The following is an 18,461-nucleotide window of genomic DNA, read 5'->3' as shown; positions in this document are numbered from 1 at the left end:
AAGGAACCCTGATGGCCAAACGCGATCCTTATTCCGCCGAACAGCATTCGGTCCGCGTCCTGAAAGTCGGCGAGCGGGTGCGGCATATCCTGAGCGAATTGCTGGCGCGGCAGGAAGTGCATGACGACATCGTCAGCGCCGCCAACATTGCCGTTACCGAAGTGCGGATGACGCCGGACCTGCGCAATGCCACTGCCTATGTTAAGCCGCTGCTCGGGGCCGATGAAGACGATGTGGTGCAGGCGCTGCGCCAGAACACCGCCTATCTCCAGCGCGAAGTCGCCAAGCGGCTCGGACTGAAATTCGCGCCCAAGCTCAAGTTTCGCAAGGATGAGAGTTTCGAGGAAGCCGATCGGATCGAGGCGCTGCTGCGCGATCCTAAAGTGGCGCGAGATCTGGGTGAAGAGGACGAAGCGGGCTGAAGCGACGCTTTCCTACAGGCCCAATCCGATGGCATCACAGTGATGCTCTTTGAAAACTGAATCCCATCGAAAAGGCGTTTCGTGTTGGCAAAGTGTCAACTTCGCATTTTTCCAGCAACATACTGATATTAAATATGAATGCACTCAGTTGACCGGGTGACACAGTGTCAATTGTGTCAACTTCGCTGGCGCAACCTCAGGATTTCAGCGCGGCAACATCCGCGCGCGCAGCTTGATGTCGACCTTGTTGCCGACGATCAGCTGGTAGCTCTTCATCCCGTATTTCCGCCTGTCGATCTTGGTCGTGCCGGTAAAGCTGACGGCCTTGCCCCGCGGGGCCTTCAGAGGATCTGTGTCAAAGGTCACTTCGAGAACCTGCGGCTGTGTCACACCCCGCGCAGTGAGCTGGCCCGACACTGTGCCCTTGGTTGCCGACTTCATTGTCAGCGATTTTCCGACGAAGCGGACGCTCGGATACTTCTCGACCCAGAAGAACTTCTCCCCGCGCAGCCGCTCCAGCGTGACGCTGTCGGGCGCTTGCAAGGCCGTCGCATCGAAGGTCACATCGATCACCGCACGCTCGGGCTGGCGAGGGACAATTGTGACCTTGCCCGACATCTTGGGGAACTCGGCCGTCTTGCTCGACAGACCGAAGAACGGAACCTTTGCCGAGACCGAGCTGGCACTTGCGTCGAGAGTATACGTCAACGGCGCGCTAGAATTGCCGAGTGCGAACAGCGCAAGCAGCGGCAACAAGAACAAGCGGTTCAACAATGGTTTTGCGGCAGGCATGCGGCGGCTCCTCTACACAGTCTTACGTCTGCGTCGTGCGATTGGTTTCATGGTCCAATCGAAAGAAGCCGCCGAATGGTTCAATTTGCGGGAGCAACGGCGCCAGCACTCTCCGGTGTCGGGATCTCCATGAAGACGCCAGCGCCCGGACCCAGCGGCAGATCGAGCACGACCCAGCCAATGGTCAGGGCGAGGCCGGCAACCATCAGTCCGATCGAGTAGGGCAGCATGGTCGCCGCCAGTGAACCAAGACCAAAGTCCTTGTTCCAGCGCTGGCAGAAGATCAGGATCAGCGGGAAATACACCATCAACGGAGTGATGATGTTGGTCGCGCTGTCGCCGACGCGGTAGGCCGCTGTGGCCATCTCGGGCGTAATTCCGAGCAGCATCAACATCGGTACCATAACCGGTGAGATGAGCGCCCATTTCGCGCTCGCCGAACCGACGAACAGGTTGAGCAGGCCCGATACGATGATGATCGATGCGAGCAATGCCCAGGCCGGCATGTTGGTGCTGCCAAGGAAATCCGCGCCGTGCACAGCGAGGATCAGGCCAAGCTCCGACCATGCGAACATCGCGACGAAGTGCGCGGCAGCGAAGGCGAGAACGAGGTAATAGGCGAGGTCTTCCATCGCGCCGGACATCATCTTCACGAGATCGCGGTGATCGCCGATTGTACCTGCGCCTTTGCCATAGGCCCAGCCAGCAAGCAGGAACAGGATGAAGAAGCCGGCGACCAAGCTTTGATAGAAGGGTGTAAGGCGAGCGCTTTCCAGCTCGGCTTCCTCATTGATGAGCGGGGTGCCGGGACCAAATGTGAAGAACATCCACAAGCCGACCACGAACAGCACCGCAAGTCCGGCATACTTCAGGCCAGTTTTCTCTTCGGCTGTCAGCGGACGGTCGCTGTCTTGGTCGGCATCGGTGGCCGAGGCCAGTTCCGGTTTGAAAGCGCCGAGGCGCGGCTCGATCATTTTGTCTGTGACGAACCAGATCACCGGCAGGAAGATAAAGGTCATCGCTGCGATGAAGTACCAGTTGCCTGCAATGTTCGCGGTGAAGTCGCCGAACACGGTCTCAACGCTGGCCTCGGTAATACCGAACAACAATGCGTCGAGCTGACCGGGGAGCAAGTTGGCGGAAAATCCGCCGGAAACACCTGCGAAGGCGGCCGCGATCCCAGCGATCGGATGACGGCCAGCCGCGTGGAAGATGATCCCGGCAAGCGGGATGAGCACGACATAGGCCGCGTCTGCGGCGAGGTTGCCAATCATCCCGACCAACACGACGATCGGCGTCAGCAAAGCCTTGGGCGCGTCACGGACACCAGCTCGCATGGCGGTGCCGAACAGTCCGGCCCGCTCGGCAACGCCTGCGCCCAGCATCACCACCAGCACATATCCGAGCGGATGAAAGTGGGTGAAGGTCTTGGGCATATCGACCCAGAGCTTTTGGATATTCTCAGCGGCAAGCAGGCTCTTGGCCGCGATGACCTTGGCCACGCCGGTATCGGGATCGATCTCCGTGGGGTGCGATGCCGAGAGGCCGAGCAATTCCGCCACGATCGAAATCGCGATCAGGATGAAGATCAGCCAGAAGAACAGGAAGACCGGATCGGGCAGCTTGTTGCCGCTCCGTTCGATCCAGCCAAGAATGCCGCCGGGTGCGGCGTTTGCGTCCGGTGTGGGCGCTGCGCTTGCCATGTCAGAAATATCCCCGAAATCTCAGAATGTCGTTGCGAAAGAGCTAGCATCGCTGCCTCTGCCTGTCTTCCCGCTTAACGCGTCCTGTGGAAAGCGGAGGGAGGCAGGCATTGGCACTCGGCACCTCGTCCCGTTAGGCTTCCGGCATGGCCAAGCTCTATTTCTACTATGCCAGCATGAATGCGGGCAAATCGACCACCATGCTGCAAGCCGACTTCAACTACCGTGAGCGCGGCATGCGGACGATGCTGTGGACGGCGGAGCTCGATACCCGATCACAAGGCATGGTGAAAAGCCGGATCGGGCTTGATGCAGAGGCGCATCTCTATTCGCCCAAGACGGACCTCTGGAGCGCGATCCACGCGGCCCACACAGCTGAGCCGATTGATTGTGTGCTGGTCGACGAAGCGCAGTTCCTGACCAACGATCAGGTTTGGGAGTTGGCGCGGTTGGCTGACGAGGCGGGCATCCCGGTGCTTTGTTATGGGATACGGACCGACTTTCAGGGCGAGCTGTTTCCCGGTTCGGCGGCGCTGCTGGGGATCGCGGATACCCTCGTCGAGCTGAAAGCAGTGTGTCATTGCGGACGCAAAGCCAGCATGAACCTGCGCGTCGACGGGGAGGGTAAACCAATCAAGCAGGGCGAGCAGACGGAAATCGGCGGAAACGATCGCTACCTTGCGCTGTGTCGCAAGCATTTCAGCGAGGCGCTAAAGGCGTAAGTCGGTTCTGCTCTGGTACGTCACCAATGGCGCGCCTATCTCAACTCCATGATCGACACCCTTACCGTCGCGCTGGTTCTGGTCCCGTGCCTTGTGATTGCCATCGTGTTTCATGAGGTCGCACATGGATACGCGGCCAAGGCGCTTGGCGATGGGACGGCGAGTGAGCGCGGTCGGCTGACGCTTAATCCGATTGTGCATGTCGACCCGATTGGAACGCTGTTGGTTCCGGGTGTGCTGTTGCTGTTCGGAGGCCCGGCGTTCGGCTGGGCCAAGCCAGTGCCGGTCAACAAGTGGCGGCTGAACAACCCGCGCTATGGCATGATGGCGGTTGCGGCAGCTGGACCGGCGAGCAATTTCGTTCTCGCAGGAGTGGGGGCGATCATCTTCGGTGTGCTGGCGCCGGCTAGCTGGGGACTGGTTCCCTCTCCAACCGGGCTTGCTCTGGTCGCAGGGGCAGCGGGCGAGGTGCTATACCTCCCTAGTGGCTTGCTTTATTTCATGTTGATCAATGTGTTTCTCGGCCTGTTCAACCTGTTGCCGATCCCGCCATTTGATGGGTCACACATTGTTGGAGGCCTGCTCCCACGCAGCATGCGAGCGCAGTGGGACAAACTCCAGCAGGTTGGTATCTTCCTGCTCATCGCAATCATCGCTGGCAGCTGGGCATTCGGGACCGGCTGGATCGAGCAGATTGTCATGCCGCCAGTGGACTGGGTGATGAGGTATTATCTGACGCTCGCGAGCTTTGTTGGCGGAGCCTAATCCGCGCTTACCGCGTCGATAAAGCGTGCGTCCGGGTGTCTTTCGAGCAGTTTTGCGAGCCAAGCCTCGCGCTGACCAGACTTCAGACACGCCACAATGCAGCCGCCAAAGCCGCCTCCAGTCAATCGGGCTCCAAGAGCTCCGAATTCGGTCGCGCTTTCTACCAACGCATCAATCTCAGGCAGTGACATTTCGAATAGATCGCGCATCGACGCGTGACTTTCGTTCATCAGAGCGCCGAATGAATCCATATCGCAGGCCTGCATCGCCGCGAGCGCATACTTCACGCGGGCATGTTCGGTTAGACAATGCATCGTGCGGCGCTTTGGAATGTCGTCCAGATCGACGGCTTCGACGGTTGCCTCGTCCAGCAGGCACAGGTCTTCGGTCCCGAAATGTCGTTTGGCGGCGTCGCATTCGACTTTTCGAGCGGCATAACGACCATCTGTCAGTTTCCGGGTGAGACCAGAGTGCACCACCGCCATCTCGAAGCCGGCGGGCAGAGCGACAAGGTCGTATGAAAGAGCCTTTGTATCGAGCGCCATCGCTGTGCCGGGCGTCGCCAGCGCAACCGCCATCTGATCCATGATCCCGCAGGGCACACCCATATAGTAGTTCTCGACCCGGCGCGCGGCGATGGCGAGTTCGACATCGTCAGGGCCGCCGCCAGCGGCCTCACGTGCGGCCTTCAGAATTGCGACGATCAAGGCTGCCGAAGACGACAGGCCAGAACCCTCCGGTATGGTCGAGTGCAGGTCGAGCGTCGCGCCGCCGCTCAGCAGGTCCAGCGCATTGGCCTCGCGGATTGCGCCGACACAGGGGTCAGACCATTCGCCGACCGCATCGTCCGAAAGCTCGCGGATTGCAGGTGCATCGTAGCCATTCGACGTAACTGCCACGGCGCTGTCGGTGCGAGGCGCGAGGGTGACTTCAAGCCCGATCGAGAGGGCGGCTGGCAAAACCATCCCGCCATTATAGTCCGTATGCTCACCGATCAGGTTGACGCGGCCCGGTGCGGTACCCGTGAAGGTTTCAGCCATCGGCGACGTCTCGCAGAACGCCAACAGCACTCTCGGGCATCACATCGACGGTGAATGTGCCGGTGTGCTGTTCGACTGAGGCGAGGTATTTGACCCGTCCCGGCGCGCGCAACAGTGGGTAAAATTGCACGGTGAAATGGTAACCGTTCGACCCACCACGCGGTGCGGCATGAAATGCCATCATTGTGGCGGCAGGTTGCTGGAACAGCGCATCGTAGCAGCGCGTGATCTCACCCAGCCAATGCGCAAGTCCTTCAAGCTCTTCGTCGCTGCAATCCCACGGCCCTTCGCGGCGAATGCGCGGTGCGAGCCAAACTTCGTAGGGGAAGCGCGCGAAGCGGGGCACGAACGCTGCAACACCGCCTTCTTCACCAAGGCCATAATCGGGCAAAGCGGCCGTGATCTCTGCCGCTAAGTCGTATCCGCTTGCAAACGCGTCAACGGCGCGCTGCTGGATGACCGGCGTGCGCTCGAACCCGTATATCTGTCCGTGCGGATGATGCAGCGTAACGCCGACCTCGTCTCCGCGATTTTCGAAGGGGAGGACATAGTCGCACCCTGCCGCAAACAGCGTCTCGTAACGGTCGATTAGCGCCGCCAATAGCACCTCGCGGCGGTCCTGACCGATCGTGTGCAGGCTGCCGCTGCCATCGGGCGCGTAGACTACGACGTCGCATGCGCCTTTTGCTGGTTCCGACGTGATCCCGGGCAGTGCAGACGCATCGGAAGCGCTGGGGTAGAACGCGGCAAACTTGTTTTCGAATATCGCCAGTTCGAAGCTCTCGAACGGGATCTCGGTTTCGGGGCCGCCGGGCAGTGTGGGCGCTAATGGATCGTCCGCTGCTGACGGTTTGAAAGTGCGGTTCTGACGATGCGCGGCGTAAACGTTCCACTCATCGCGGAGCGGGTGATGACGGATTTCGCCGCCTTGCGCGATCTCATCGGCGCTTTCCGATTGCAGCGGAAGATCGTTCGGCTCGCGGCCATAGAGATGCAGCATGCGGCCATCGGCCTTGCGATGATCGCGGCGAAAAGTCGCCCGCCCGCCGAGCGAACGATCGAGTGCAATGGCACCGCTCACGCCGCGACCTTTCGCTGCGCAAACCAATCGCGCACCCGCGCTTTCGACGCATCGTCAAGATGGAGCTCCAGCTTGCTGCGCCGCCACAGCGCATCCTCGGCAGTGGTCACGAATTCATGCTCGGCTAGGTATTCGAGCTCGCGAGCATAGAGGTCTCCGCCCAGATGCGGTCCCATATCGTTGAGCCCCTGAGCTGTCCCGATCAACGTGTCGATCCGTGTGCCATAGGCACGCGCCATGCGAGCGACTGCGCTTTCGGGCAGCCAAGGGTATCGCCGTGCTGTTTCTGCCACGAAATCGTCGAAGTGTTCTGGATCAATGTTGCCGCCAGGCAGGTGCTTGTCAGCGGTCCACGAATTTCCGGAAACACCCAATTTCTCAAGCGCATGTTCGGCAAGTTTACGATAGGTTGTAATCTTACCGCCGAAGATTGAAAGCATCGGTGGCGCGTTGTTGTCGCTGCCCCGATCCAGCTCAAAGACATAGTCGCGCGTGACGGTCGAGTTTGAGGCGGAGCTGTCATCGTAAAGCGGGCGGACTCCGGCATAGCTCGACACAGCCTGTTCTGGCGCAATGTCGACTTCGAGATACTCGTTGGCGGCGTCGCAGATGTAGTGTGCCTCCGCGGCAGAGATTTGAATCCCCGATGGATCGCCTTCGAAACCGACATCGGTGGTTCCGACCAAAGTGAAATCGCGCTCATAGGGGATCGCGAAGATGATCCGCTCATCCTTGTTCTGGAAGATGTAGCAATGCTCGCCTTCGAACAGGCGCGGGAAGATCAGATGGCTGCCTTTGACGAGGCGCAGGTTTTCGTGGCTGTCGCTGGGGATGGCGCGGCCGAGCACCTTGTCGACCCAGGGCCCTGCGGCGTTGACGACCATTCTGGCGTGAATCTGCACTTCGCCGCTTTCGCTCCGGAGTTCTGCAGACCAACCATCCGCTTGCCGCTCCAGCCCTACGCATTCCGTGCGGGTTCGGATGTCGGCTCCGTGCTCTTTCGCATCGAGGCAGTTGAGTGCGACTAGGCGAGAGTCTTCAACCCAACAATCCGAGTATTCAAAACCTTTTACGAGCCGTTCTTCGAGAACTTTGCCATGCGGAGCAGCGCGCAGATCGACGGTTCGCGTTGGCGGCAGAAGCTTCCTGCCGCCCAGATTGTCATACAGGAACAGGCCAAGCCGCAGCATCCATTTCGGCCGCAATCCGTCATCGTGTGGCAACACGAAGCGCAGCGGCCAAATGATATGCGGAGCGATCTTGAGCAGGCGTTCGCGTTCGATCAGGCTTTCGCGCACCAGCCGAAACTCGAAATGCTCAAGATAGCGCAGACCGCCATGCACCAGCTTGGTCGACGCGCTTGACGTGTGCTGGGCGAGATCGTCTTTCTCGACCAGGCAAACCGATAACCCGCGACCCGCTGCATCGCGCGCAATGCCTGCGCCGTTGATGCCGCCGCCAATCACAAGCAGGTCGAATTGTTCGCTCATGGCAAGGGGTCAGATGTCCGCTTCGAGGTGGTAGAACAGGCAAGTGTCCGGAAAGGTCAGCGGTGGCTGTATACCATGCCCCATCAAGGCTGCACCGGAAAACACCCGCCCTTCGCCCAGCAATTCTGCCGCATCGACGATCGAGGGGTAGCTGATCGAAGGGTTGTGCGGCGGCCAGATCAGGCGCAGCCGATAGGTCCGCTCTGGATCGAGCCCGGCGAAATGCACGCGCTGTGGCAAGGTTGCTACCTCGGTTTCCAGCTTTGCGTAGGAGAAGATCGCTTCGCCCTGATCCTGCGAGACGCACCCGATCAGGTTGGTATGACTGGGTGAAGCGAGCCGAAGGAAGCGGCCCGTGTGGATCAGCTGGCGGTGGTCCTTGTAAAGCGCGATACCGGCCTTCAGTACTTTCAAGTCATGCGGGCTTTCGTCGCGCAAGTCGAGCTCCAGCCCCATGTGTCCGAACACCGCGCTGGCGACGCGGAATACCATTGAGAATTCGCGGCCCGTGACATGGCAGCGCTTCGGCCCGACATGGCTGCCAAGCACGCGCAGCGGAAGGAAGTGGGTTGCTCCGCGCTGTATCGCCTGACGTTGACGCGCATCGTTATTGTCCGAAGTCCAAATCCTGTCAGCGTGGCGCATGATCCCAAAATCGGCGCGACCGCCGCCAGACGAGCAGCTTTCGATCTCTAGTTCGGGATGCGCCTCGCGCAGTTGCTCGAACAGACGATAAACCGCCAGCGTCTGGCGATGCATCGCGCCGCGACCGCTGCTGCCGGGATGGTTGGTATCCCGGTTCATGTCCCACTTGATGTAGGCGATGCCATAGGTGCTGACGAGCTGGGTGATCTTGCCGAAGAGATAGTCGAAAACTTCGGGCTTCGTCAGGTCGAGCGTCAATTGACCTCGAAAGGGAACCGCCTCAACTCCTTCAGCTTGCAACACCCAGTCTGGATGCGCGCGGTAAAGATCGCTGTCGGGATTGACCATCTCGGGTTCGAACCACAGCCCGAATTCCATGCCCAATTCTTTGACCCGATTGACGATCGGATGGAGACCTTCGGGATAGACTTCCTCCGAGACCCACCAATCGCCCAGGCCCGCGCCATCGTGCCGACGACTGCCGAACCAGCCATCGTCAAGCACGAACCGTTCTGCGCCGACAGCGGCGGCAGCTTCGGCGAGTTCTATCAGGGTGTCGGTGTCGTGATTGAAGTAGACCGCTTCCCAGGTGTTGTAGTGCACAGGGCGCGGTTTCCTGAGGCTGCGCGGCCCCATCACGCTTCCGCGCACGTAATCATGAAACCTCTGAGAAACACCATTCAGCCCGTCTTCGGACCACGCGGCGATAAAGTCCGGCGAGCGATAGCTTTCACCGCGTCCCAGCCTAATCTCGCCGGGGAAGGTCATTTCGCCCATCTGCACCAGTGAGCGGCCATCGCTGTGGCGGTCTATCCGCAGACGGTGGTTCCCACTCCAAGCGAGATGATACCCAACCGCCAGCCCGCGCGTTTCGCTGGTATCCGCCGCCACGGCAAAACCGCCGGGAAACGCGTCGTGGCTGGTCCTGCCCGCTTTGTTTTCGCGTACGATGCTGCCCTGAAAGGCATCAATCTGCTCGATTTCAAACTCGCCCGACCAGCGGCCTGTGAAACTAAGGACACGGTCCAGTCGCTGATCGAGAGGCAGGCACAAGGCTGCGCACCAATCCAGCTCCAGCTTGTCCTTGCCATGGTTCTCGATGCTGGTGCTGCAGGTCAGAACACCGGTTTCGGGATCGATTGCGAGCCGATGGCATGATGCAACCGCGACATTGGTGTCGTGGCAATGGATGGCGATTGCGTTCTCGCCGACAGTCTGGACTTGTTCGATCCGTAGATCGATTGCCCAATCCTGTCCCGCGCGATGTGCGACCAGGCCGGAAGGGCCGGAAATTCCCGTCCCGATTTCGTTGAGTATCGAGCCGCGCAGCGGAACCGACGCGCTGCCGGGTGCGTGCTGACGCGTTGCAAGGAGTGCCAGATCTTTCGCGGCGACACCCGGCAGATCGGGGCCCGCATATAGAATGATCGGGCGCATGCCATGCGTTGCTTCAATCGCGACCAGCGTCCCCGCGGCGCGCAGCTCGAAGAACTGATGTTCGCCGACATTGTCTTCGGCAGGGTCATGGGCTGGCACCGGCCCGTGCTGCTGCATTGCCATTTCGTCACCGGCCACGGCATCGCCGTGCTCGCTCTGCGCGAACGCACCACCAGTTTCTGCGTTATCAGCCATCCAAGGAATCCATCCATCGTCCCATCGCGTCTGTTGCGCGATCTCTCCCCTGGCCGGAATTCCAGCCAACCGGGATATTCACGCCAAAGCAGGCGCGTTGTGAAGAGGCGTTTTGGCCGGGCATGAAGTTTTTGGTATTCCAGTTCGGTTGCAATGCTAAAGGTCCGCAAATGTGGGAAGAAAAAGTCTACAAACAGAATCTGCATCTGTCTCCCATTGGAGGGATAAAGATCGCGTGCTTTCTCCACAACGGTGTCGGAGTGCTGACTGAGCAGCGCGTTCTACCGCATTTCAACCTCGTCTATGTCACTCGCGGTCACGGGAGCTACCGTGATGAACGCGGGGTTGAATTGCCAGTGCAGGCGGGCGATGTGATCATCGTCTTTCCCGAAATCGAGCACTGGTATGGTCCGCCACCCGGCGAAAGCTGGGACGAATTCTACATGGTTTTCGAAGGTCCGGTGTTTGACCTGTGGCGCTCGTCCGGATGCCTTGATCAAGATCGACCGGTTGTCTCGCTCCGTCCGATGGATTTCTGGCGCGATCGGATCCTTGGTTTGATCGGGGGAGCGCGTGCTCAAACCGAAAGCGAGTTGATGCGCGAAACGGTTCGGCTCCAGGAATTGCTCACCGACATCGTTGAGGCCGGTGAGCAGGACATGGTCGATGATATCGCTTGGCTTGAACAAGCAAAATCGGCGATTGCCGATTCTATGGACGTTCGGCAAGCCGCCGGGCGAATGGAGCAATCCTACGAGGGATTTCGCAAGCGTTTTCGCAAGCTTTCGGGCAGATCGCCCGGTCGCTACCGAACAAGTCTGATCATGGAGCGTGCGTGCGAAATGCTCGGGGAGCCGGGCGTGCTGCTGCGCGACATCTCGGACGAGCTGGGCTTTTGCGATGAATACCACTTTAGCCGCCAATTCAGCAAAACAGTTGGTTGGTCTCCTTCCGAGTACCGAACACGGATTGGCCGCGATCCGAGCCGATTTTAGGATTTGGGATTTCACGTTGCACTTGCCGACCTCCACGAGGGATTGGCGTTGCAAAATTATGACACTGGATGATTTGTCGTCCGGTTCGGCTGTGGATTGAACCCAAAAAGTTCATGCCCGTCCAATCCGCCTATGGAACTCGTGAATTTGCACGGCAGACTTCTAGCCCGACCCCACCGGGTCTCCGGTATCGCCCCGATCCGCCAGCGATCGCTCAACAGGGGTGAACCCAAAGGGAGAGAGCAATGTTGTTTTCAAAGCGGGCCGTCCTGGCCCAGTCTGCTGCATTCGCAGCAATCGCAGTTTGCAGCCCCGCCCTTGCGCAAGACGCAGATACCCCCAGCGCGGAAGGCGAAGAGAATGTCATCGTCGTCACCGGCTTTAAGAAAAGCCTCCAGGACTCAATCGATCTGAAGCGTGACAGCGCAGTTGTGGTCGATGCGATCTCCGCCGAAGATGTCGGCAAGTTTCCCGACCAGAACGTTGCAGAAGCGTTGCAGCGCATCACCGGTGTCGCAATCGACCGTTCGGGCGGTGAAGGCCAGTCTATCACAGTTCGCGGCCTCGGCCCGGAATTCAACGCGGTGCTCTTGAACGGTCGCACGCTCGCTACCGACAACCCCGGTCGTCAATTCTCGTTCGATGTACTTTCAGCAGACATCATTCAGTCGGCAGAGGTCTACAAATCTTCGCAGGCTGGTCTCCAATCCGGTGGCATCGGCGCGGTCGTCAATATCACGACCGCACGCCCGATCGATCGCCTCGGCTTCAATGCGTCCGTTTCAGCAGCGGCAATTTACGAGAACCTGAGCGAAGACATCGGCACCGACATCACCGGCGTTGTATCGTGGTCCAACGGAACGGTTGGCGTGCTGTTTGGCGGTTCGTATAATCTGCGTAACGCGCAAATTGATCGCAACATCACCAACGGCTACGCCCTGCGTCAGGGTGATGCAGCGATTTTCGCTCCAGAATCCTCCACCGGGTTGCAAGCGACCGACATTGGCGCACTGCCAGCAGGTGCGCGGGTCCAGCAGCAGGTTATCTTCAGCCGCGATGTTCAAGATCGTGAGCGCATCACATTGAACGGCGCGCTTCAGTTCGCTCCTTCAGATGTGTTCACGGCTACCTTCGACGGTCTGTACTCACGGTTTGAAGTCGACTCGTTCGACCAGCAGTTTTCTGGCTTCTTCAGTCCGCCATTCCTCGATCCTCAGATCGACGCGAATGGCACGGTCACATCGTTCAGCCGGCCCAGTCAGGACTTCGCGGCTCGCAACCCCGACATTGCTGGCACGGTTGGTCTTTCTCAGAACGACAATGTGCTGACATCGAACAATCGCGAGGCAGAGACATTCGCATTCGGTGGAAACTTCGAATTCGAAGCCAGCGACCGACTGACCTTTGTCGCGGATGTTTCCTGGTCGCGCGCAACCCGTGATGGGACGAACCCGTTTGTCGTTCTTGGCGCGCTTGCGCCAACATCGCCATTGATCGAATCCACCAACACCGGCGGCATTTCGACGATTACCAATATTCTGGACGCGGACTTTGTCGACACCTCGATCCAGCGCCTCCACTTTGTAAACGTCAACCGCACGACAGTGGAAGATGAGGTCTTCGAAGTGCGCTTCGACGGTGAGTGGGAAATCGATGCAGGCCCGCTGCTGAACGCGACCTTTGGCGCGATCTACACCGATCGCGAAAAGGTTCAGAACCTGTTCGACAACTTTGCCGCGCCCGGGTTCGGCAATATCTCCGCGGCTGAAATCTTCTGCGCCTATTGCGGTTACACGGTGCCGTTCGACACTTCGATCCTCAGCGAGTTCTCGTTCGATGGCTTCCTGAGCGGTGTCGAGGGGGCGAACACGGTTCCTTCGACTATCCTGACTGCAAGTTTCGAAGACGCGTTCGCTCAGCTGAACAGCGTCGCCAATCTGCAGAATCCGGATCGTACCGGTGGCAACACTGCCGAGGTGTTGGCTTATCTGAACAGCGGCGGGCTTGATCCGGTGCTTGGCATCTACACGCCGTCGTTCAATCCGGGCGGTAGCTTTGCGGTGGAAGAGCAAATCTATGCTGGTTACTTCAGCACGGAGTGGGGCGGCGATTTCGGTGGCGAGCTTCCGTGGTCGGCAAATATCGGCTTCCGCATCGCTTTCACCGACGTGATATCGAGCGGTATCGATCAGCCAGTGATCGAATTCCGTGAAACGCCGGGCGATACGCAGCTTGTCACGGTCTTTGGTCCGGCAACGAACATCTCGGTGCCGAACGATTACGTGAACTTCCTGCCCTCGGTCAGCTTCCGGGTTGAGCCGACTGCCGATACCGTGTTGCGGCTTAGCTACGCGCGCACAGTGACGCGCCCGACGCTAACGGCTCTGGGCGTGGCCAATACGTTCGGCGGGCGTTCGGACGCGCCGCTTAGCGGTGGCGGCAATCCGCTGCTCGAAGCGTTCGAAGCGGACAATTTCGACGTTTCGTTCGAGTGGTACTTCGACTCGCTTAGCTATTTCAGCGTGGCTGGCTTTCACAAGGAGCTGGGTGGTTTCCTTGAGGAATCGACCTTGCCAGTGCCTGGCGTCGTCATCTTCCCGGCGGGCAATGGCGGATTGACGGTCGATACTCCGGTAGACGTAACCTTCCAGGACACGCGCCAACGCAACGGCCTTTCGGGCAGCATCAGCGGCGCTGAAATCGCCTTCCAGAAAACGTTCGACAACGGCTTTGGCGGGATCATCAACTACACATATGTGACCTCCAGCCAGGACAATGCGCCGGTCGGCGATCTCGGCTTCAACGGGTTCACGCCGCATACGGTCAACGTCACGGGATTCTATGAGAACGGTCCGCTCTCGGCACGCGTTTCATACAATTACCGCGATGGTTTCCTGGTGCAGGAGAATGACGTGCAGAGCGAGCCGCGCCAACGCGAAGCGTTCGGTCAAGTAGACTTCTCGGCCAGCTATGAACTGACCGATCAGTTCCAGGTCTTTGTCGAGGGGCTCAACGTTTTGAACGAAGACACGCGTGACTTTTCGCGTTTCCCGAACCGGGTGCTCACCTATGAGCGCACCGGGGCACGCTACACAGCAGGTGTTCGCGCCAAATTCTGATCGCAGGCAGGGCCGCCTGCACGGCCCGACCAGCGTGGGGGAGGCGGACATTCCTTGTGCGGAATGTCCGCCATTTCCTTAAGGGCAGGCTTGCCGAGACGCGCTGAACTTGTGACAGGTAGCGAAATGACAGGCGCCGCGAGAGTGCCTTCGGGAGAGACAACCTAATGAGCACAGTCCAGATAGCGGTCTTCCTGATCATCACCGCGCTGATCGCTTTTGCCACCTACATGCATTGCCGTGGCAAGCGAGGGGCGGGCGACGGCGATGAGCGGGACTACTTCCTCGCTAATGGTGGACTGGCCTGGTATTTTGTCGCTGGCTCAATCACGCTCACGAACCTTTCGACCGATCAGTTGATCGGCATGAACGGCAACCAGATGGCTTTGCTAGCGTGGTGGGAATTCGCCGCAGTCGCAGGCCTGTTCATTCTCGCCTTCGTGTTTCTGCCGGTCTATTATCGCAACAATTGCACGACCACGACCGAGCTCTTGCAGAAGAAGTATGGCGACAAGCATATCCGCGCACTGATCAGCCTGCTGTTCTTGTTCGGCAACCTTTTCATATTCTTGCCTGCCATTCTTTATGGTGGTTCGCTGTTCCTTCTATCGCTGACCGGGCAAAGCACCGACCTTACGACGATCATGACCGTCTCGGTTGTGATCGCGATTGTCGGGGCAGCCTATGCGATCTTTGGTGGTCTGCGAGCCGTGGCCGTGTCAGATACATATTCGGGTGTATTGGTCCTCGGCTTAGCGCTACTTGTGGTGTTTCTGGCTCTCCAGGCGATCGACTTCGACCTCACAGGTATCCCCGCCGAGCGTCTTACACTCGTGGGCGACAATGACAGTCCAATCCCGTGGCACACGCTGCTGACAGGCATGATCTTCATCCAGACATTCTACTGGTCGACCAACCAGACGATCACGCAACGCGCTATGGCGGCTCCGAACATCAAAGAGGCACAGAAGGGCGTGCTCGTCGCGGCAGGCATTCGCCTGGCGATCGTGCCGATCATCGTCGTCGTACCTGGTATCGTGTCTTACAAGCTGTTCGGCGATGTGGGCGACCCCGCCTACGGCATGATCGTCGGTGAGGTGTTGCCGGTGTGGTTGTCAGGCGCCTTTGCCGCTGCAATCTTTGCCGCCGTGCTGACGACGTTCAACTCGATCCTGAACGCCAGTGCCGCACTGTATGTGTGCGACATCCACGAGGCCTATGTCGACGAGCCCAAGCGGGTGGGGCGTCTTGGCGCCATCGTGTCGATTGTGATGAGTGTCTTGGCGCTCGCACTGGTGCCCTTCTTTGCTAGCCAGGAAAGCCTGATCAACACCGTTCAGGAACTCTATGGCCTGCTTTCGATGCCGATCCTGTCAGCCTTCGTCGTGGGCTTGGCTTTCCGCAATGTGAAAGCCGCGGCAGCGATGATTGGTGTTGTCGCTGGCGTAGCCTTCTACGGTTTCTGGAGCATGGTGTGGGAGCCCGCCCACTACATCCACGGCATGGCGGTGACTTTGGTGCTGGCCATCGTGGTCTCGTTGCTCGCAAACCTCGTGATCTTCGGACAGCGGGCTGAATTCGCGATCGGTAGGGCTAGCGAACCGGATCCGGCTGCCGCGTAACGCTAGCCGGCGCAAAGCCGGCAAGGGCGGCGCGCTGGCTTTCGCCGAAACGCTCGCCAACCATCGCGGCATAGGTGCCGATATTGTCCAGGCCGTTTTCGAGGCACCCTAGAAAGCCGTCGACTACGCGCTGCTGTTCGGTTTCGTCCGGTATGGCTTCGGCTACTCGCATTACATAGCCTTTGATGATGTCATCGCGGCTTGGCCGGGCATTGCGCGCTTCGGGGCCGGGGAGGGCTGATATGGCGTCGAGTACGCCAAGCTGTTCGAGGATCGCAGCGCCCGGAAAAGCGGCCTTTGCGGCGAAATCGTGGGCAATGACCGGGGCGCCTGCACGCTTTTCCAGCCGACCAAGATCGTTGAGGTGGTCGAAGCTGTAATACCAGTAGGGCGTGCCGGTATCGGGCATGGGTGCCGCCATATGCACAAAGCCACGTCGCAGCACATCGAAGAACAGCTGGAAAGCGTCGGCATAGACGTGATGCTGCAACTGCGCGAACAGGCTGGCAAAGGCCTCACCGGGATCGCGCAGGACGACATGCCATTCAATGTCGCGAACCTCAGTCTGGTTGGTCGCATCGTCGATCGCGTGCAGCGGCCGGTCATCATAGAGCGCGCCTTCGAGGTCTTCCGAAGACAGGATCAATGTGTGGCAATTGGCGGCCCGCGCTTCTTCGATCATTGTCACCAGAGGCTCGGGATCACCGCACAGGATTTGCCAAGCCGCGCTGTGATGCGCGGGGTAGCCTTGCTGCGGCTGATACCACACTCCGCGCGCCGTAAGCTGCGCGTGGTTGGTGTTCAGCACATGCTGAAGATAGGTCGATCCGGTTTTGTGCAGGCCGGGATGAATGATCAGTTTCATGGGCCCTAACTGCCACAGCACAGTAAATTCAGGGCGTGCCAGGACCTTTCGGAAATCCCCTAAGTCTGTGACTGGACGCTCTTGGCTCACATCCCTAGAGCGCGCCGCATGGTGAATGGCTGGTTGATCCTTGATAAACCGCGTGGGTTGGGCTCGACGCAGGCGGTGGCAGCGGTGAAGCGAAATCTGCGCGAAGGTGGCTATCCCAAGAGCAAGGTCGGTCACGGCGGGACGCTCGATCCCTTGGCCGAGGGCGTGCTGCCGATTGCACTGGGTGAGGCGACCAAGCTGGCCGGGCGCATGCTGGATGCCAGCAAAATCTATGAGTTCACGATCCAGTTCGGGGTCGAGACTGATACGCTCGATACAGAGGGTGAGGTCACCCAGCGTGTCGATCGATTCCCGCCGATGGCCGCGATTGCGGCAGTGCTTGAACATTTCACCGGCCCGATTGAGCAAGTGCCACCCGCTTACTCAGCGCTCAAAGTCGATGGCAAGCGGGCATATGACCGGGCACGTGCTGGCGAAGTGGTCGAACTTAAATCACGCCACGTGACGATTCATTCACTCACCATTGGATCGGGCTATGCCGGGGAGGGGGAGCTTGTCTCAGCCTTCCAAACCACTGCAGGCCGCCCCGATCCGTATGACCCTTCTGCACCGCTCGAAATGGCAGACAGCATCACCCTGACAGCGCATGTTTCGAAGGGCACTTACATACGTTCGCTAGCCCGCGATATCGCGCGAGCTCTTGGAACGGTTGGCCACGTTACCTATTTACGTCGCATCAAAGCGGGGCCTTTCACCGAATCCCAAGCGATTTCGCTGGACAAACTCAACGAAATCGGTAGAGGCGCGCCCATTGAAGACCTCCTCCTGCCGTTAGGGGCGGGGCTGGACGACATCCCGGCCCTTCACCTCAATCAGACAGACGCGCAGGCGGTCCGACAGGGCCGGGTCTTGTCTGAGCTGCCCCAACCATCTGGGCTTTACTGTGCGATGCTGGACAATGTGCCGGTGGCGCTAGTGGAGATTTCAGACGGTAGGACCAAAGTGGTCCGGGGCTTCAACCTTCCCGATGTCGCTGAGTAAGAAAGAAAAGATATGTCGGTAACCGCCGAAGAAAAAGCAAAAATCATCAAAGACAACGCCCAGGGCAAGGGCGACACCGGAAGTCCGGAAGTCCAGGTCGCGATCCTCACACAGCGCATCCGCAACCTGACTGACCACTTCAAAGGTAACCACAAAGACAACCATTCGCGCCGCGGCCTTCTGATGATGGTCAACAAGCGCCGTAACCTGCTCGCCTATCTCAAGAAGAAAGACGTCGAGCGGTACAACGCACTGATCCAGAAGCTGGGTCTCCGCAAATAAGAGTTTTGGAAGCGGCCCGCTCATGGGCCGCTTCTTGCATATGGGGCTGCGAACATCCGGTTCGCGGGCCTAGGGGCTAGAAAAGACCCCACACCGGACCGGGACGGCATACCCGGAATTGGGAGTATCGCAGCAGAAAGTGGATACCGGTTTCTGCGACCGCGATACGACCAGACAACATAGGCCCCGCGCAC

15 protein-coding genes are annotated in these 18,461 nt (G+C 59.2%); 8 read left to right on the top strand and 7 right to left on the bottom strand.

Features of this window, described 5'->3' with window-relative positions; translation table 11 throughout:
• Positions 1-11 precede the first annotated feature (11 nt).
• Positions 12-422, top strand: a complete 411-nt coding sequence (gene rbfA / locus Q0837_RS09695; protein ID WP_298468176.1) for a 30S ribosome-binding factor RbfA — start codon at positions 12-14, stop codon at positions 420-422.
• Between the two features lie 204 nt (positions 423-626).
• On the opposite strand, the gene Q0837_RS09690 is transcribed toward rbfA, so the two are convergent.
• Both Q0837_RS09690 and Q0837_RS09685 read right to left on the bottom strand, forming a co-directional pair.
• Positions 627-1,214: a YceI family protein gene (locus Q0837_RS09690; RefSeq protein WP_298468173.1), complete on the bottom strand. Its 588-nt coding sequence runs from the start codon at positions 1,212-1,214 to the stop codon at positions 627-629.
• An 80-nt stretch (positions 1,215-1,294) separates the two neighbouring features.
• A complete protein-coding gene (locus Q0837_RS09685) occupies positions 1,295-2,917 on the bottom strand; it encodes an AbgT family transporter (RefSeq protein WP_298468171.1) in 1,623 nt (540 codons plus the stop codon).
• A gap of 146 nt (positions 2,918-3,063) precedes the next feature.
• Between Q0837_RS09685 and Q0837_RS09680 the strand changes: the two genes are divergently transcribed.
• On the top strand, positions 3,064-3,639 hold the full coding sequence (locus Q0837_RS09680) for a thymidine kinase (RefSeq protein ID WP_298468168.1): 576 nt from the start codon (positions 3,064-3,066) through the stop codon (positions 3,637-3,639).
• Between the two features lie 48 nt (positions 3,640-3,687).
• Entirely contained in the window at positions 3,688-4,404 is a 717-nt protein-coding gene (locus Q0837_RS09675) for a site-2 protease family protein (protein WP_298468165.1), read from the top strand.
• Here Q0837_RS09675 and galK read toward each other — a convergent pair.
• Genes galK through Q0837_RS09655 form a run of 4 tightly spaced genes read right to left on the bottom strand, consistent with a single transcriptional unit; the run spans position 4,401 to position 10,292 of the window.
• Positions 4,401-5,444 (bottom strand): galactokinase, encoded by a 1,044-nt coding sequence (gene galK / locus Q0837_RS09670; RefSeq protein WP_298468162.1) that lies wholly within the window; start codon positions 5,442-5,444, stop codon positions 4,401-4,403. The two genes, Q0837_RS09675 and galK, sit on opposite strands and share 4 nt — an antisense overlap.
• The gene (locus tag Q0837_RS09665; protein ID WP_298468159.1) at positions 5,437-6,525 is read right to left on the bottom strand and encodes a galactose-1-phosphate uridylyltransferase; all 1,089 of its coding nucleotides are present in this window, start codon (positions 6,523-6,525) and stop codon (positions 5,437-5,439) included. The genes galK and Q0837_RS09665 overlap by 8 nt, the downstream gene beginning before the upstream one ends.
• Positions 6,522-8,015 (bottom strand): glycerol-3-phosphate dehydrogenase, encoded by a 1,494-nt coding sequence (gene glpD, locus Q0837_RS09660; protein ID WP_298468158.1) that lies wholly within the window; start codon positions 8,013-8,015, stop codon positions 6,522-6,524. The genes Q0837_RS09665 and glpD overlap by 4 nt, the downstream gene beginning before the upstream one ends.
• Before the next feature lie 9 nt (positions 8,016-8,024).
• Positions 8,025-10,292, bottom strand: coding sequence for an alpha-galactosidase (locus tag Q0837_RS09655; RefSeq protein ID WP_298468155.1), 2,268 nt, complete (start codon positions 10,290-10,292; stop codon positions 8,025-8,027).
• Positions 10,293-10,414: 122 nt separating this feature from the next.
• Here Q0837_RS09655 and Q0837_RS09650 point away from each other — a divergent pair, with 122 nt between their 5' ends.
• The 3 genes from Q0837_RS09650 (at position 10,415) to Q0837_RS09640 (ending at position 16,028) form a co-directional block, all read left to right on the top strand.
• Entirely contained in the window at positions 10,415-11,287 is an 873-nt protein-coding gene (locus tag Q0837_RS09650; RefSeq protein WP_298468152.1) for an AraC family transcriptional regulator, read from the top strand.
• Between the two features lie 245 nt (positions 11,288-11,532).
• Positions 11,533-14,406 (top strand): TonB-dependent receptor, encoded by a 2,874-nt coding sequence (locus Q0837_RS09645; RefSeq protein WP_298468150.1) that lies wholly within the window; start codon positions 11,533-11,535, stop codon positions 14,404-14,406.
• 167 nt (positions 14,407-14,573) lie between these two features.
• On the top strand, positions 14,574-16,028 hold the full coding sequence (locus Q0837_RS09640; protein WP_298468148.1) for an SLC5 family protein: 1,455 nt from the start codon (positions 14,574-14,576) through the stop codon (positions 16,026-16,028).
• Here Q0837_RS09640 and Q0837_RS09635 read toward each other — a convergent pair.
• The gene (locus Q0837_RS09635; RefSeq protein ID WP_298468144.1) at positions 16,000-16,893 is read right to left on the bottom strand and encodes a hypothetical protein; all 894 of its coding nucleotides are present in this window, start codon (positions 16,891-16,893) and stop codon (positions 16,000-16,002) included. The two genes, Q0837_RS09640 and Q0837_RS09635, sit on opposite strands and share 29 nt — an antisense overlap.
• A gap of 108 nt (positions 16,894-17,001) precedes the next feature.
• Between Q0837_RS09635 and truB the strand changes: the two genes are divergently transcribed.
• Positions 17,002-17,985, top strand: coding sequence for a tRNA pseudouridine(55) synthase TruB (gene truB, locus Q0837_RS09630; protein ID WP_298469873.1), 984 nt, complete (start codon positions 17,002-17,004; stop codon positions 17,983-17,985).
• Positions 17,986-17,997: 12 nt separating this feature from the next.
• Positions 17,998-18,267 (top strand): 30S ribosomal protein S15, encoded by a 270-nt coding sequence (rpsO, locus tag Q0837_RS09625; protein ID WP_298468140.1) that lies wholly within the window; start codon positions 17,998-18,000, stop codon positions 18,265-18,267.
• The last annotated feature ends 194 nt before the right edge of the window (positions 18,268-18,461 follow it).

Source organism: uncultured Erythrobacter sp., from assembly GCF_947499705.1.
Taxonomy (GTDB): domain Bacteria; phylum Pseudomonadota; class Alphaproteobacteria; order Sphingomonadales; family Sphingomonadaceae; genus Erythrobacter.
This window is presented reverse-complemented; position numbering and strand designations above follow the sequence as displayed.